The 14,106-nt window shown below is 73.4% G+C and carries 13 protein-coding genes and 1 tRNA gene; 11 read left to right on the top strand and 3 right to left on the bottom strand.

Annotated features, from left to right (window positions below):
* The first annotated feature begins 29 nt into the window (after positions 1 to 29).
* A complete protein-coding gene (locus IFT77_RS13765; protein ID WP_192170306.1) occupies positions 30 to 410 on the top strand; it encodes an HIT family protein in 381 nt (126 codons plus the stop codon).
* A gap of 107 nt (positions 411 to 517) precedes the next feature.
* Here the strand turns inward: IFT77_RS13765 and IFT77_RS13770 are convergent, their stop codons facing one another.
* A complete protein-coding gene (locus tag IFT77_RS13770) occupies positions 518 to 1,057 on the bottom strand; it encodes a TetR/AcrR family transcriptional regulator (protein WP_192170307.1) in 540 nt (179 codons plus the stop codon).
* A 53-nt stretch (positions 1,058 to 1,110) separates the two neighbouring features.
* On the opposite strand from IFT77_RS13770, the gene IFT77_RS13775 reads away from it, so the two are divergent.
* Both IFT77_RS13775 and IFT77_RS13780 read left to right on the top strand, forming a co-directional pair.
* The gene (locus IFT77_RS13775; RefSeq protein ID WP_192170308.1) at positions 1,111 to 1,830 is read left to right on the top strand and encodes an MBL fold metallo-hydrolase; all 720 of its coding nucleotides are present in this window, start codon (positions 1,111 to 1,113) and stop codon (positions 1,828 to 1,830) included.
* A gap of 228 nt (positions 1,831 to 2,058) precedes the next feature.
* Positions 2,059 to 3,174, top strand: coding sequence for a glycoside hydrolase family 6 protein (locus IFT77_RS13780; protein ID WP_192170309.1), 1,116 nt, complete (start codon positions 2,059 to 2,061; stop codon positions 3,172 to 3,174).
* 304 nt (positions 3,175 to 3,478) lie between these two features.
* On the opposite strand, the gene IFT77_RS13785 is transcribed toward IFT77_RS13780, so the two are convergent.
* Together IFT77_RS13785 and IFT77_RS13790 are read right to left on the bottom strand one after the other, a co-directional pair.
* Positions 3,479 to 4,618 carry a Gfo/Idh/MocA family oxidoreductase gene (locus IFT77_RS13785; protein ID WP_192170310.1) on the bottom strand — a complete coding sequence of 380 codons (1,140 nt, stop codon included), beginning with the start codon at positions 4,616 to 4,618 and terminating at the stop codon, positions 3,479 to 3,481.
* Entirely contained in the window at positions 4,615 to 5,418 is an 804-nt protein-coding gene (locus IFT77_RS13790) for a sugar phosphate isomerase/epimerase (protein WP_192170311.1), read from the bottom strand. Before IFT77_RS13790 ends, IFT77_RS13785 begins: the two co-directional genes overlap by 4 nt.
* A gap of 166 nt (positions 5,419 to 5,584) precedes the next feature.
* Between IFT77_RS13790 and IFT77_RS13795 the strand changes: the two genes are divergently transcribed.
* The 8 genes from IFT77_RS13795 (at position 5,585) to kdpC (ending at position 14,012) form a co-directional block, all read left to right on the top strand.
* Positions 5,585 to 6,778 carry a mannosyltransferase family protein gene (locus IFT77_RS13795; RefSeq protein WP_192042441.1) on the top strand — a complete coding sequence of 398 codons (1,194 nt, stop codon included), beginning with the start codon at positions 5,585 to 5,587 and terminating at the stop codon, positions 6,776 to 6,778.
* Between the two features lie 148 nt (positions 6,779 to 6,926).
* Positions 6,927 to 8,318, top strand: coding sequence for an LCP family protein (locus tag IFT77_RS13800; protein ID WP_371741066.1), 1,392 nt, complete (start codon positions 6,927 to 6,929; stop codon positions 8,316 to 8,318).
* A 545-nt stretch (positions 8,319 to 8,863) separates the two neighbouring features.
* A tRNA-Ser gene (locus tag IFT77_RS13805) sits at positions 8,864 to 8,953 on the top strand.
* Positions 8,954 to 9,164: 211 nt separating this feature from the next.
* Entirely contained in the window at positions 9,165 to 9,323 is a 159-nt protein-coding gene (locus tag IFT77_RS17550) for a hypothetical protein (protein WP_192042443.1), read from the top strand.
* Positions 9,320 to 9,409 carry a potassium-transporting ATPase subunit F gene (locus IFT77_RS17555; RefSeq protein ID WP_123547082.1) on the top strand — a complete coding sequence of 30 codons (90 nt, stop codon included), beginning with the start codon at positions 9,320 to 9,322 and terminating at the stop codon, positions 9,407 to 9,409. The genes IFT77_RS17550 and IFT77_RS17555 overlap by 4 nt, the downstream gene beginning before the upstream one ends.
* Positions 9,410 to 9,418: 9 nt before the next feature.
* Complete coding sequence (kdpA, locus tag IFT77_RS13820) at positions 9,419 to 11,095, top strand: potassium-transporting ATPase subunit KdpA (RefSeq protein ID WP_192170313.1); 1,677 nt, start codon at positions 9,419 to 9,421, stop codon at positions 11,093 to 11,095.
* A 2-nt stretch (positions 11,096 to 11,097) separates the two neighbouring features.
* On the top strand, positions 11,098 to 13,326 hold the full coding sequence (kdpB, locus tag IFT77_RS13825; RefSeq protein WP_192170314.1) for a potassium-transporting ATPase subunit KdpB: 2,229 nt from the start codon (positions 11,098 to 11,100) through the stop codon (positions 13,324 to 13,326).
* A gap of 80 nt (positions 13,327 to 13,406) precedes the next feature.
* Positions 13,407 to 14,012, top strand: coding sequence for a K(+)-transporting ATPase subunit C (gene kdpC / locus IFT77_RS13830; RefSeq protein ID WP_192042446.1), 606 nt, complete (start codon positions 13,407 to 13,409; stop codon positions 14,010 to 14,012).
* The last annotated feature ends 94 nt before the right edge of the window (positions 14,013 to 14,106 follow it).

The raw sequence follows: 14,106 nt of genomic DNA on the forward strand, positions 1-14,106 counted from the left end.
CCACAAGTGCGCGCCCCTAGGGTGTGCACATGTCGTCGCCGTTCACGCGCATCCCCGCCGACCAGCACGTCGCCGCGAACGACCTCGCCTTCGCGGTGCGCGACGCGAACCCCGTCTCGCCCGGCCACACGCTGGTCGTGCCGCGACGCGAGGTGGCGACCTGGTTCGACGCGACGGTGGACGAGCACGCGGCCTTGGGCGCCCTGGTCGAGGAGGTGCGGCTCCAGCTGGACGACGAGCTCGCGCCCGACGGCTACACCCTCGGCGTCAACGTCGGGGAGGCGGCCGGCCAGACGGTCATGCACCTCCACGTCCACGTCATCCCCCGGTGGGCGGGCGACGTGCCTGCGCCCCGCGGGGGAGTCCGGGGCGTGATCCCCGAACGGCGCGACTACCCGCCGACGCCGTAGGCGGCCAAGGCGGCCGAGCCGGCAGGCGGCCGGGCAGGCAGCCGAGCCGGCAGGCGAGCGCGGAGGAGGCCAGGCGACCAGTTGAAGCGGGGACGGCAGACCTGCCGTCAGGCGGTCGACACCGCCGCCACGATCCGCTCCGCACCGAACCGCCAAGCAGCGTCGACGTCGCCGCCGAGGCCGAAGCCGCCGGCGAGCTCCATGCTCACGAAGCCGGCGGCCCAGGCGGTCACCGTGCGCGCCGCCTCCAGCGCCCGGTCCTCGCCCGCGAGGGCGCCCGCGTGACGCAGGATCGGCCGGCTCGTCGCCGCACCGAACTCGGGCCGCGCGGTCGGGACGCCCGGCCCCGGCGTCATGACCAGCTGGAACGCCGCCGGCCGCTCGTGCCCGAAGGCGCGGAACCGGTCGACCAGGTCGCCCAGGTCGGCGCTCTCCTCGAGCCGCGCGCCCACCTCCTCGAGGGTCGCCTCCGCCACCAGCTGCACCAGCTGGTCCCGCCCCTGCACCCGCTTGTACAAGGAGGGGGCGCGCACGCCGACCCGCTCGGCCACCGCCTTCATGGTCAGGCCGGCCAGCCCCTCCGTCTCGAGAAGGTCGCGGGCGGCGGTGACGATGGCCTCCAAGGAGGTGCGGTCGGGAGTCGGCATCCGTCCACCATACCTATTGACCATAGCCATGATGGCTATGTATCGTAGCCATCATGAAGATCAGCGAGCACGTCCACCGCCTCGGCAACGACATCGTCGCCTCCTACCTCGTCGTCACGCCCGAGGGCGTCACCGCCGTCGACGCCGGCCTGCCCGGCCACCGCCGCGAGCTGCTCGCCGAGCTCGCCTCGCTCGGCCTCGGACCGGCCGACGTCGCCGGCGTCGTCCTGACGCACGGCGATTCCGACCACATGGGCTTCGCCGAGTGGCTGCGCCGCGAGCACGGGGTGCCGGTCTTCGTCCACGCGGCCGACGCCTCCCGCGCGAAGGGCGGCGACAAGCCCGCCGGCTTGAAGCAGCAGATGAAGATCGGCGCGATGCTGCAGTTCCTCACGTACTTCGTCCGCAAGGGCGGCGCACGTTCGGCCTGGCTCAGCGAGGTCGTCGAGGTCCACGACGGCGACGTGCTCGACCTGCCCGGCTCGCCGCGCGTGATCAGCGTGCCCGGCCACTCGGAGGGCAGCATCGCCGTCCACGTGGCGCTCGCCGACGCCCTGTTCGTGGGCGACGCGCTGACGACCAGGCACGTGCTCACCGGAGCGGAGGGGCCGCAGCCGGCGCCCTTCACCGACGAGCCCGAGCGTGCCGTCGCGTCGCTGCGCGCCCTGGTCGACACGGGCGCGACGTGGGTGCTGCCCGGGCACGGCGCCCCCTGGGGCGGGGGAGTCGCCGCCGCGGTCGCCGCCGTCGAGGCCGCCGCCGCGCGCCTCTGACCCGCACGCTGCCGCGCCGGGTCCACGCGCGGACAGTGCGCGCACCGTGAGCGTCGAGGAGGCGCCCACCCGACGTGCAGGATCCCGCACCCCAGTCCTGCGCAGCGGGGACGCGCGACGTACCCCCACCCCCGAAGACGGGCGACGTGCGCCTCCGGACGGGGGGTAGGGGCAGCCGCGCCGTCGTGGTGCACTGAGCCAGTCGCGGCGCTCGCCGAGCGGGCCGGCGTGACCGGCACCTCCTCGTCAGCACCCTCCACGCACCTGCCCGCACACCACCTCCTCACCCCGAAGGACCCTCCCGTGATCGACCTCGCCCGCGCGGGCGTCGTCGCCGGGGCCGTCGTCGCGCTCGCGGCCGGTCTCGTCGTCGCGCCTCCCGCCTCCTCGTTCCCCGGCTCGGCTGCGGAGGCCGCGGCTCCCCGCACGACCGCGACCACCACCTCCTCGACGATCCGCACCGCGTCGGCCGCGACCGTCTTCAAGGGCGGGCTGCACGTCGAGCAGTACGGTCCCGCGGCCACCGCCGCGAGCCAGCTCGCCGCCCAGGGGCGCACCGTCGACGCCGCCGCGGCCCGCACGATCGCGGCGCAGCCGATCGCGATCTGGCTCGGCTCCTGGTACGACGACGCGATGCTGGTGAAGGTGATCCAGCGGAACCTGGCCGCCGCCGAGGCGAAGGGGACGACGCCGGTGTTCGTCACGTACGACATCCCCGGGCGCGACTGCGGCGGGCACTCCGCAGGAGGCGCGGCGAGCGACGCCGCCTACCTGGCCTGGAACCAGAAGGTCGCGACCGCGCTCGCGGGGCACCGTGCCGTCGTGCTGGTCGAGCCCGACTCGCTGGGGCACCTCAGCTCGTGCCCGGCCCTGACCGCGACCCGGACCGCCACGATCGCGAGCGCCGTCGCCGCCTTCTCGCGCGCCGGCGTGCCCGCCTACCTCGACGGGGGCAACTCGAACTGGGTGAAGCCCGCGGACATGGCCGTCAGGCTCAAGGCGGCGGGGATCGACAAGGCTCGCGGCTTCTACACGAACGTCGCGAACTACTACACGGTCGACCAGGAGCGGGCCTACGCCGACGCAGTCTCCGCCGCGACGGGCGGGGCTCGGTACGTGATCGACGTGTCCCGGAACGGGCGCGGGTGGAAGGGCACCTGGTGCAACGCCCCCGGCGCCGGACTCGGACAGACGCCCCGCGTGGCGACCTCGGGGACGAGCGCGCTCGACGCGCTGCTGTGGGTCAAGACGCCCGGCGCGAGCGACGGCACGTGCAACGGCGGGCCCGCGGCGGGCGTGTGGTTCCCGTCGTACGCGACGGCGCTGGTCGCGAACCGGCGCTGAGGCTCGGGCCGGGCGGGAGTCCCTCGGGCCCGTCGCGCGCTGATCGGCTTCCTGCCCGCGTGCGCTCGGAGCCGCAGATGCCGACCGCAGGTGCCCTGCAGCTCCGATCGTGACGGGAAAACCCGCTGTTGCAGGGGGCGCGGTCGGCATTTGCGGAAAGCAGACCCGCCGCGCTCCGGGGAGGACGGGCTGGTCCGAGCATGGGCTGCGCAGTCGCCCGGCCGCAGACGCGCAGGAGGCGCGGCGCGAGCCTCGCTCGCACCGCGCCTCCTGCAGGCGGCCGGGTCGTCCCGGCGGGGCCGACCTAGAGCGTGGCCTCGGACGGGTCCCAGGCCTCGGCGAGCGGCTGCGGCTTCGCGACGGTCGAGGCGACCTCGACGACCGAGCGCGACTCCGCGGCCTCGCTGACCGCGAGCAGCACATCGAGCACGTGCGAGGCGACGGCGCCGCTCGCACGCTCGGCGTCGCCGCCGCGCAGCGCCCGGGCGAGGTCGAGCACGCCCGAGCCTCGGCCGTACGTCGATCCCGCGGCCGTGAGGGTGCTCGGCTCGTCCTGGCCGAAGCGCCAGATCGTCGAGTCGCCCTCGAAGGTGTTGGGGTCGGGCAGCACGATGGTGCCCTCGGTGCCGCTGATCTCGACGAAGCCCATGCGGGGCAGCGCGTTCTGGAACGAGAAGGTCGACTGCGCCGACTGCCCGCCCTCGAACGAGATGAGCGCCGCGTGGTGCGTCGGCACCTCGACGGGGAACTCCGTGCCGGCACGGGGGCCGCTGCCGATCGAGCGCGTGGTGCGCGACGTCGACGAGACGGCGCTGACCGAGCTCGCGGCGCCGAACGCGTGCACGAGCGTCGTCACGTAGTACGGGCCCATGTCGAACAGCGGGCCGGCGCCTTTCGCGAAGAGGAACTCGGGGTCCGGGTGCCACGCGTCGGGCCCTGGCACGTGGAACAGCGTCGTCGCGGTCAGCGGCTCGCCGATGTCGCCGCGGGCGATCGCGCGCATCGCTGACTGGATGCCGGCGCCCAGCACGGTGTCGGGTGCGCAGGCGACACGGACGCCCGCGGCGTCGGCCGCGGCCAGCAGGTCGCTGCCCGAGGTGTGGTCGAGGGCCAGCGGCTTCTCGCTCCAGACGCTCTTGCCGGCGGCGACGATCTTGCGGCCGACCTCGGCGTGCACGGCGGGGATCGTCAGGTTGACGACGATCTCGATCTCGTCGATCGCCAGCAGCTCCTCGACGGTGCCGTGGCGGGGCACGCCGTACTCCTCGGCGCGCGACCGGGCGCGGTCGGCGATGAGGTCGGCGACGAAGAGGACCTCGAGGTCGGGGAACCTCGTCATGTTCTCGAGGTAGGTGCCGCTGATGACGCCCGCGCCGATGACGCCGACTCCGACGCGGCCCGTGCGGCCGGTCCCGCCGGTGGCGTCCGTCTCGACGCCGGTCACTTGTCGTTCTCCGCGAGCCACGCGAGCGACTCGGCGATGCCGTCGAAGACGTCTGCGCTGTAGTCGTCGAACTCGACGACGCGCAGCGCGTGCGGCGCGGCGGCGAGCACGGCGGCGACGTCGACGTCGCCCTGGCCGGCGGGCGTCTGGTTCTTGAACGCGGCGGCGAGGGCCTCGGGCACCTCCAGGGCGCTCTCGCTGCTGGGCAGCGCGGTGGCGATGTCGCCCGAGATGCGGCCGTCCTTGACGTGCAGGAACTGGACGCGGTCGCCCAGCGACCGCAACAGCGCGGGGGTGTCCATGCCGCCGACGGTCGACCAGAAGGTGTCGATCTCGAGCACGACGTCGTCGTTCAGGCGCTCGAGGAAGAACTCGTAGACGGGGCGCCCGTCGACCTTGTTCGCGAACTCCCACTGGTGGTTGTGGTAGCCGAACCTCAGTCCCGTCGCGGCCGCCTGCACCTGCAGCTCGTTGACGCGGTCGGCGATCGCGCGGGCGTCGTCGGCGGTCTGCCAGCGGTCGCTGGGGATGAAGGGGTCGATGACCGTGCCGACGCCGAGCTGGGCGGCGGCGGCGAAGGCGCGCTCGGGCTCGGTCGAGTCGATGACCGGCGCGTGGGCGGAGGGGGCGGTGACTCCCGAGGCGGCGAAGGCCTTCTCGAGCTCGTCGGCGCGGGCGACGAAGTCGTAGGGCTCGACCTTGGTGAAGCCGATCTCGGCGACGCGGGCGACGGCGCCCTGCAGGTCGGCCGAGATGGCGTCCCTGACCGTGTAGAGCTGGACGGAGGGTGACGAGGTCATGGCGAACTCCTTTGTCGTGGTGGATCTCGTGGTGGCCGGAGGGCCGGAGAGGAAGATCGAGGGCGTGCACGTCAACTCTGTCACTTCTGTCGACCCATGACAAAAGGTTCCCGACGATCGACAGGACGGATCTCGGGATCGAGGAGGCGCCTCCTAGGCTGACGGGGTGCGCCTGCGACTCAGCCCCCGACTGCAGGGCGCCCCTCCCGTGGTCGTCGTGCTCGTGCTGTACGCCCTCTCGCGGCTCGTCTCGAGCGCCTGGCTCGGCGGGCTCTTCTCGCTCGCGATCTCGCAGGGCTGGGCCTTCGCGAGCCATCGTGCCGACCCGAGCTTCGCCTCCTTCTCGGGCTCGTGGGACGCCAGCTTCTACCGGACCATCGCCCAGCAGGGCTACCCGACCGAGCTGCCCGTCGACGACGACGGCCACGTGCTGCCCAACCCGTGGGCGTTCCTGCCGGTGTTCCCGGGGCTCGTGCGCGGCGTCGCGTCCGTGCTCGGCGTCGAGCTCGCCGGGAACGCCTTCTTCGCGATCGGCCTCGTCGTGGCCGTGGTCGCAGGAGGCGGCGCCGCGGTGCTGCTGCACCGGGTCGTCCTCGAGACGGTCGGCCCGCAGAGCGCCCTCTGGGCCGTCGCCCTGTTCTGCTTCGGGCCGCTCTCGTTCGTCCTGCAGGTCGCCTACGCAGAGAGCCTGATGCTGCTGCTCACCTTCGCGGCGCTGCTGGCCCTGGTGCGCCGGCAGTACCTGCTGATGGTGCCGTTCGGCGTCGTCGCCGCCTTCACCCGGCCCGGCGTGCTGGCGCTCGCCCTGGCGCTCGCCGTGACCGCGATCGTGCGGCTGCGACGCGAGGGTCGAGGGTTCAGGAGGCGCGAGCGCGTCTCGGTCGTCGTGGCCGGGCTGCTGATCTCGGCGGCGGGTCTCGCGTGGCCCGTGATCGCGGACCACGTGACCGGCCGCTCGGGCGCCTACCTCGACACCGAGCTCTCGTGGTGGGTCGGGTTCGTCGGGCGCCAGCACTTCGCCCCGCTGACGCCCTGGTTCGTGATGGCGGGCACGTTCCTCGGCGTGGCGGGGATCGTGCTCGTCGGGGTGCTGCTCGGCGTCGTGGCCTGGGCGTTCACCCGTCGCTCGACGCAGGCGATGGGCGTCGAGGTCGTGTCGTACGCCGCGAGCTACCTGCTCTACCTCGTCGCGGTCTTCCTGCCGCAGCAGAGCCTGCCGAGGTTGCTGCTGCCCGTCGCGCCGCTGCTCGGCCACCCCGTGGTCGTGGCCGTGCCGCGCCTCCGGTGGGTGCTGCTCGGGGTCGGCGTCGTGCTGCAGCCCGTCGCCGTCGTGCTGCTCTGGTTCGTCGGCTACCCCTGAACCCCACGAGCCCCCCGTTCTGGGCGACGGACCGTTTCGTCGGGTTCCGCCCGTTACGATGCCGTTCTGCCCGCCCATCGCGCAGGCACGATCCCCGCCGACCGTCACCGGGTCCGCGTCGTGCCCGCGTCGACCGAGAGGACTCCGCGTGACCGACGACCGCGACCGCACCGCCAGCCGCACCGAGAGCCGTACGGGCCGCCGCGCGGCCGAGACCTCGGGCCGAGGCGTCGCCCGTCACGGGCGCCTCCGGGCCACGGGTCCGCTCGGCACGATCGGCAAGGTCGTCGCCGGCGCCCTCGCCGTCGTGCTCGTGAGCGGGGCGTCCGTCGGGGCCATCGCGGCCTACCAGGTGCGCTCGGACCTCGGCACGGGCGTCGCGCTGCCCGCCGCGAAGGGGAAGACCCCGGTCGTCGCGTCCCCGCCGTCCGTCGACGCCTACCCGGGCGGCTTCAACGTGCTCGTCGTCGGCACCGACAACGACGCGGCCCAGGACGAGGGCGCGTTCGGCAAGCGCGACGCCACCCTCAACGACGTCAACATCCTGCTGCACGTGTCGGCCGACCACTCCAACGCGACGGCCGTGAGCATCCCGCGCGACATGGTGGTCCCGATCCCCGCCTGCGCGAAGGAGGACGGCAGCGGCTACTACTCGGCCATGTCCGCCCGGCCGATGAACGAGGCGTACTCGTACGGCGGCCTCAGCTGCGTCGTGTCGACCGTGTCCGAGCTGACCGGCCTCGACATCCCCTTCGCGGGCATGATCTCGTTCAACGGCGTCATCGAGATGTCGAACGCCGTCGGCGGCGTCCCCGTCTGCGCCGCGACCCCGATCAAGGACCGCTACACCGGCCTCGACATCCAGGCCGGCGAGACGGTGCTCCAGGGCGAGCAGGCGCTGCAGTTCCTCCGCACGCGCCACGGCGTCGGCGACGGATCCGACCTCGGCCGCATCAGCAGCCAGCAGGTCTACCTGTCGTCGCTCCTGCGCACGGTCAAGAGCGCCGACACCCTCACGAACCCGACCAAGCTGTATTCCCTCGCACGAGCGGCCGCGAGCAACATGACCCTGTCCGAGCAGCTCACCGACCTCGGCACCATGGTGCAGATCGGCTCGGCGCTGCGCGACCTCCCGCTCGACCAGGTCAACTTCGTCCAGTACCCCGGCACGACCGAGGGCACCGGCGTCTACGCGGGCAAGGTGCAGCCGATCACGTCGGTCGCGACGAAGCTCTTCGACGCGGTCCGGGCCGACCAGCCGTTCACGCTCGAGGCAGGGAGCGAGGGGCTCGGTGCGGCGTCCGCCGCCATGGACGACGCGGCTGCGGGCGACGCGGCTGCGGGTGACGTCGCAGGAGGCGCCTCCGCGGCTCCCGAGACTCCCGCCGCCTCCGCGTCCGGGACGCCTGCCCCCACGACCCCGGCGACCGGCACTCCGACCGACCCTGCCGTGGCCCCTGCCGGCCCGGAGGTCATCTCCGGCCTCACGGGCCAGTCGGCGGCCGAGCAGACCTGCTCGGTCGGCTTCCTGCAGAAGTAGTCCTGCCGCCGGCGCCGGCGCCGGCGCGGTGCCCGGCAAGGCGGGAGAGAGGGCGCCCCGGCGAGTAACCAGCTCGCCGGGACGACCGGGGATCCCCGCGCGGGCGCCCGAACGCGCCGTGGGGGGCCCTGCGGTGCCGGGATCAGGGGTTCGGCACCGCAGGGGGTGTGACGTCGACGTCGTCGTCGACAGAGATGCCTCCGGTCGGTGCCGCGTCGGGAGCGGCACAGCGTCGGGAAGTGCGTCGGAGGTCGGGGTCGGCGCTGTCAGGGGGGAGCCGTCGCGTCCGGGGACGCCCCGTGCTGCCGGGTGGTGCACGACTCCGCCGTCTCCGGCGCCAGGGGTACTCTATGAGTCGGCATATAGGTGGACAAGGCCGGGACGCCCCCCGAAAGGGGGATCAGCGGGTGAAACACGGGTGAGCAGGCCCGCTCGTCGCGCCGAGGAGGTGCGGCTCGGCCCGCCGAGGAGGCATGGTTCGGCAGATCGCGTCCGGCCCGCTATGATCGTGGGTGCGCCGTCACGTCCCGCACGAGACTGCGCATGGAGCCGTCGCATAGTTCGGCCTAGTGCACCACCCTGCTAAGGTGGAGTTCCCTTTGTGGGAACCGTGGGTTCAAATCCCACCGGCTCCGCGGGGCCCCGTCGCGTTGTGATCTCGCCAGATCGATGCACGGGGCCTTTTTCTTTGCCCTGACGCGTGCGAGCCATCCGCTCCGCGTCGCCGACCGGCCGCTCCGCGTCGCCAGTCAGCCGCACCGCGTCAGCGAACCGCGAGGATGCCGCCCGCCGCCGTAGGGAACCCGTGAGGACGGCCGTGCGGACCCGTGCGCCGGTGTCTGCTGGGTGACCGTGCCCCCGTCGGGCACGCGACCGGCGCCGCCGGCCGCACCCGCTCCTCCTGGACTCGGAGTCACCACCGTGCTCGACCTCGTCTACCTGCTCGCCATCGTCGCCGTCATGGCGGTCGTCGCCCTCGTGGCGAAGGGGGTGGAGCGCCTGTGACCGCCCTCGGCATCGTCGCGGTCGTCCTCGCCGTCGCCGCCCTCGTCTACCTCGTGGTCGCGCTCGTCGCGCCCGAGAAGTTCTAGGCGGCCGGCGTGAACGACACCTTCGCGGGCCTCCTCCAGATCGCCACCGTCGTGCTGGTGCTCGTGGTGCTGCACCGGCCGCTCGGCGACCACATGGCGCGCACCTTCACGAGCACCCGCGACCTCGCGGCCGAGCGGCTGCTCTACCGCGTCATCGGCGTCGACAGCTCGTCCGAGCAGACGTGGCGGGCCTACCTCCGCGGCGTCCTGGCCTTCTCGGTCGTGGGCCTCGTCCTGCTCTACGTGCTGCAGCGCACGCAGGCGCTGCTGCCCGCCTCCCTCGGCCTGCCGGCCGTGCCGCCCGACCTCGCGTTCAACACCGCCGCGAGCTTCGTCGCGAACACGAACTGGCAGTCGTACTCGCCCGAGCTGACGATGGGCTACGCCGTGCAGCTCGCCGGCCTCGCCGTGCAGAACTTCGTCTCGGCGGCCGTCGGGATCGCCGTCGCCGTCGCTCTGATCCGCGGCCTCGCCCGCGCTCGCAGCGGCACCCTCGGCAACTTCTGGGTCGACCTCACCCGCTCGGTGACGCGCATCCTGCTGCCGCTCGCGGTCGTCGCAGCGTTCGTGCTGCTGGCCGGCGGCGTCGTTCAGACCTTCGCCGCGCCCGAGACGGTCGGCACGCTCACCGGAGGCTCGGCCGTGATCCCGGGCGGGCCGGTGGCCTCGCAGGAGGCGATCAAGCTGCTGGGCACGAACGGCGGCGGCTTCTTCAACGCCAACAGCGCGCACCCGTTCGAGAACCCGACCGCCTGGACCAACCTGTTCCAGGTCGTGCTCATGCTCGTCATCCCGTTCTCGTTGCCCCGCACCTTCGGCCGCATGGTCGGCTCGGCCCGCGAGGGCAGGGCGATCGCCGCCGTCATGACCACCATCGCCGTCGTCTCGCTCACCGCGATGACCTGGGCGGAGGTCCGGGGCGCCGGCACGGCTCCTCAGCTCGCCGGCGGTGCCCTGGAGGGCAAGGAGGTGCGGTTCGGCGTCTGGGGATCGACCCTGTTCGGCTCGACCTCGACGCTCACCTCGACGGGCGCCGTCGACTCGATGCACGACTCGTACACGGCGCTCGGCGGCATGGTCGCGATGATCGACATGATGCTCGGCGAGATCGCCCCCGGCGGGGTCGGCTCGGGGCTCTACGGGATCCTCGTGCTCGCCGTCATCACGGTGTTCATCGCGGGGCTGCTCGTCGGCCGGACGCCCGAGTACCTCGGCAAGGCGATCGGGCCGCGCGAGATCAAGCTCGCGAGCCTGTACGTCCTCGTCACCCCGACCCTCGTGCTCACCGGCACGGCGCTGAGCTTCGCGATCCCGGCGGTGCGCGCCGACGTCGAGGGCACGTCGATCTGGAACCCCGGCCTGCACGGCTTCAGCGAGGTGCTCTACGCCTTCACGTCGGCCGCGAACAACAACGGCTCGGCCTTCGCCGGGCTCACGGCGAACACGCCCTGGTTCAACACGGCCCTCGGCGTCGCGATGCTGCTCGGCCGGTTCGTGCCGATCGTGCTCGTGCTCGCCATCGCCGGCTCGTTCGCCGCCCAGGGCAAGGCGCCCGCGACCGCGGGAACCCTGCCCACCCACCGCCCGCAGTTCGTGGGCCTCCTCGCCGGCGTCTCCGTGATCGTGACGGCGCTGACCTACTTCCCCGTGCTCGCACTGGGGCCGCTCGCCGAAGGGCTGAACTGACCATGGCCACCTCCACCGACACACCGACCGACTCGCCGACCGGCTCGTCCGTCGAGTCCACCACCCCCGAGCAGGGCGCCGACGGCGCGACGGACGGCTCTGCCGGCTCGGGCTCGTCCCGGGGCGGCGGCGCCTTCAGCGTCGCCCAGCTCGCCGCGGCGCTGCCCGGCGCGCTCCGCAAGCTCGACCCCCGCCTGATGTGGCGGAACCCCGTCATGTTCATCGTCGAGGTCGGCGCCGCCTACACGACGGTGCTCGCCGTCGCGGGCGTCTTCACGGGACCGCAGACCTCCGGCGGCTCGGCCGTGCCCGGGTCGTTCACCTGGGCCATCGCGCTCTGGCTCTGGGCGACCGTCGTCTTCGCGAACCTCGCCGAGTCCGTGGCCGAGGGCCGCGGCAAGGCGCAGGCCGAGACGCTCCGGGCGACCCGGACCAGCACGACGGCGCGACGCGTGGCCTCGTGGGACGAGACCGGCGACCCCTCGGCCGAGCGCGCCTCCTCGGAGCAGGTGTCGTCGTCCGACCTCGTGCTCGGCGACGTCGTCGTGGTCGTGGCCGGCGAGGTCGTGCCGGGCGACGGCGACGTCGTCTGGGGCATCGCGAGCGTCGACGAGTCGGCCATCACGGGCGAGTCCGCCCCGGTGATCCGCGAGTCCGGCGGCGACCGCAGCGCCGTCACCGGCGGCACCCGCGTGCTGTCCGACCGCGTCGTCGTGCGCATCACGAGCAAGCCCGGCGAGACCTTCGTCGACCGGATGATCCGGCTCGTCGAGGGCGCCTCGCGGCAGAAGACGCCGAACGAGATCGCGCTGAACATCCTGCTCGCGAGCCTCTCGGTCGTCTTCGTCGTCGTGACCCTGACGCTGAACCCCATCGCCGCCTACAGCGACGCGTCGGTGAGCATCCCGGTGCTGATCGCCCTTCTGGTCTGCCTCATCCCCACGACGATCGGAGCGCTGCTCAGCGCCATCGGCATCGCCGGCATGGACCGCCTCGTGCAGCGCAACGTGCTCGCGATGTCGGGCCGGGCCGTCGAGGCCGCGGGCGACGTGACGACCCTGCTGCTCGACAAGACCGGCACCATCACCTACGGCAACCGGCGCGCGTCGGAGTTCGTGCCGCTGGACGGCGTCGCCCCGGGCGAGCTCGTCGACGCCGCGGCGACCGCGTCGCTCAGCGACCCGACCCCCGAGGGGCGCTCGATCGTCGACCTCGCCCTGACGACGGGCTGGCACGAGGGAGGCGCGTCGGGCTCCGCGGGCGACGGGAGCGTCGTCGTGCCGTTCACCGCCCAGACCCGCATGAGCGGCCTCGACCTGCCCGACGGGAGCGTCGTGCGGAAGGGGGCCGCCGCCTCCGTCGTCGCCTGGGCCGAGGAGGCGCGCGCCCTGCCCGCAGACCGGCGCGAGCAGCTGCGGGGCCTGGTCGACGCCGTGTCGGAGGCGGGCGGCACGCCGCTGGTCGTCGCCGTCGCGGACGCCACGGGCGAGCGCCGGGTGCTGGGCGTCGTCCACCTCAAGGACGTCGTCAAGGACGGCCTGCGCGAGCGCTTCGCCGAGCTGCGCACGATGGGGATCCGCACCGTGATGATCACGGGCGACAACCCGCTCACCGCCAAGGCCATCGCGGCCGAGGCCGGCGTCGACGACTACCTCGCCGAGGCGACACCGGAGGACAAGCTCGCGCTGATCCGCCGCGAGCAGGAGGGCGGCGCGCTCGTCGCCATGACCGGCGACGGCACCAACGACGCCCCGGCCCTGGCCCAGGCCGACGTCGGCGTCGCGATGAACACGGGCACGTCGGCCGCGAAGGAGGCCGGCAACATGGTCGACCTCGACAGCGACCCGACGAAGCTGATCGACATCGTGCGCATCGGCAAGCAGCTGCTCATCACCCGCGGCGCCCTGACGACGTTCTCGATCGCGAACGACGTCGCCAAGTACTTCGCGATCATCCCGGCCATGTTCGCCGGGGTGTTCCCGGGGCTCGGGGTGCTGAACGTGATGCAGCTGAGCTCGCCGGCCTCGGCGATCCTCTCGGCGATCGTCTTCAACGCGCTCGTCATCGTCGTGCTCATCCCGCTGGCGCTGCGGGGCGTCGCCTACCGCGCGGCGTCGGCCTCGCAGGTGCTCAGCCGCAACCTGCTGGTCTACGGGGTCGGCGGCGTCGTCGCGCCGTTCGTCGGCATCAAGCTGATCGACCTCGTCGTGGCGCTGATCCCCGGCTACTGAGCGCGCGCCTCCTGCTCGGCCCGCTCCTCCTGCACCACCGCCTCCTGCACCGCACCCGCACCACCAGAAGAAGGAACCCCATGGACACCCGCTCGACGCTGCGCCAGTACGGCACGGCCCTCCGCGCGATGGTCGTCGCGACCGTCGTGCTCGGCCTCGGCTACACCCTGCTGGTCACCGGCGTCGGACAGCTCGTGCTGCCGCACCAGGCGGACGGCTCCCGGCTCACCGTGGACGGCGAGGTCGTCGGCTCGTCGCTGCTCGGCCAGTCGTTCGTCGACGCCGACGGGGCCGCCCTGCCCGAGTGGTTCCAGTCGCGTCCCTCGGCGGCGGGCGACGGCTGGGACGCCGGCGCCTCGAGCGGCAGCAACCTCGGCCCGGAGAACGCCGACCTGATCGCCGCGATCGAGGAGCGTCGCGCCGCCGTCGCCTCCCTCGACGGGGTGGACCCCGCGTCGGTGCCCGTCGACGCGCTGACCGCCTCGGCCTCGGGCCTCGACCCGGACATCTCGCCCGAGTGGGCGCGCCAGCAGGTCGAGCGCGTCGCCGCCGCGCGGTCGCTGCCCGTCGACGAGGTGAGCGAGCTCGTCGAGCAGCACGTGCACGGCCGCGAGCTCGGCTACCTGGGGGAGCCCACGGTCGACGTGCTCGAGCTGAACGCCGCGCTGGCGGAGCTCGGGTCGTGAGGGCGGCGGGCGGGGCCGGTGCGACGCGCGCGGCGTGTGCGGCCCGTGCCGTGGGCGTGGCGCGTGCCGCGGGCGTCGCCGTGTGCGCGGCCCC

This window comes from Frigoribacterium sp. CFBP 13729 (assembly GCF_014841875.1).
Taxonomy (GTDB): domain Bacteria; phylum Actinomycetota; class Actinomycetes; order Actinomycetales; family Microbacteriaceae; genus Frigoribacterium.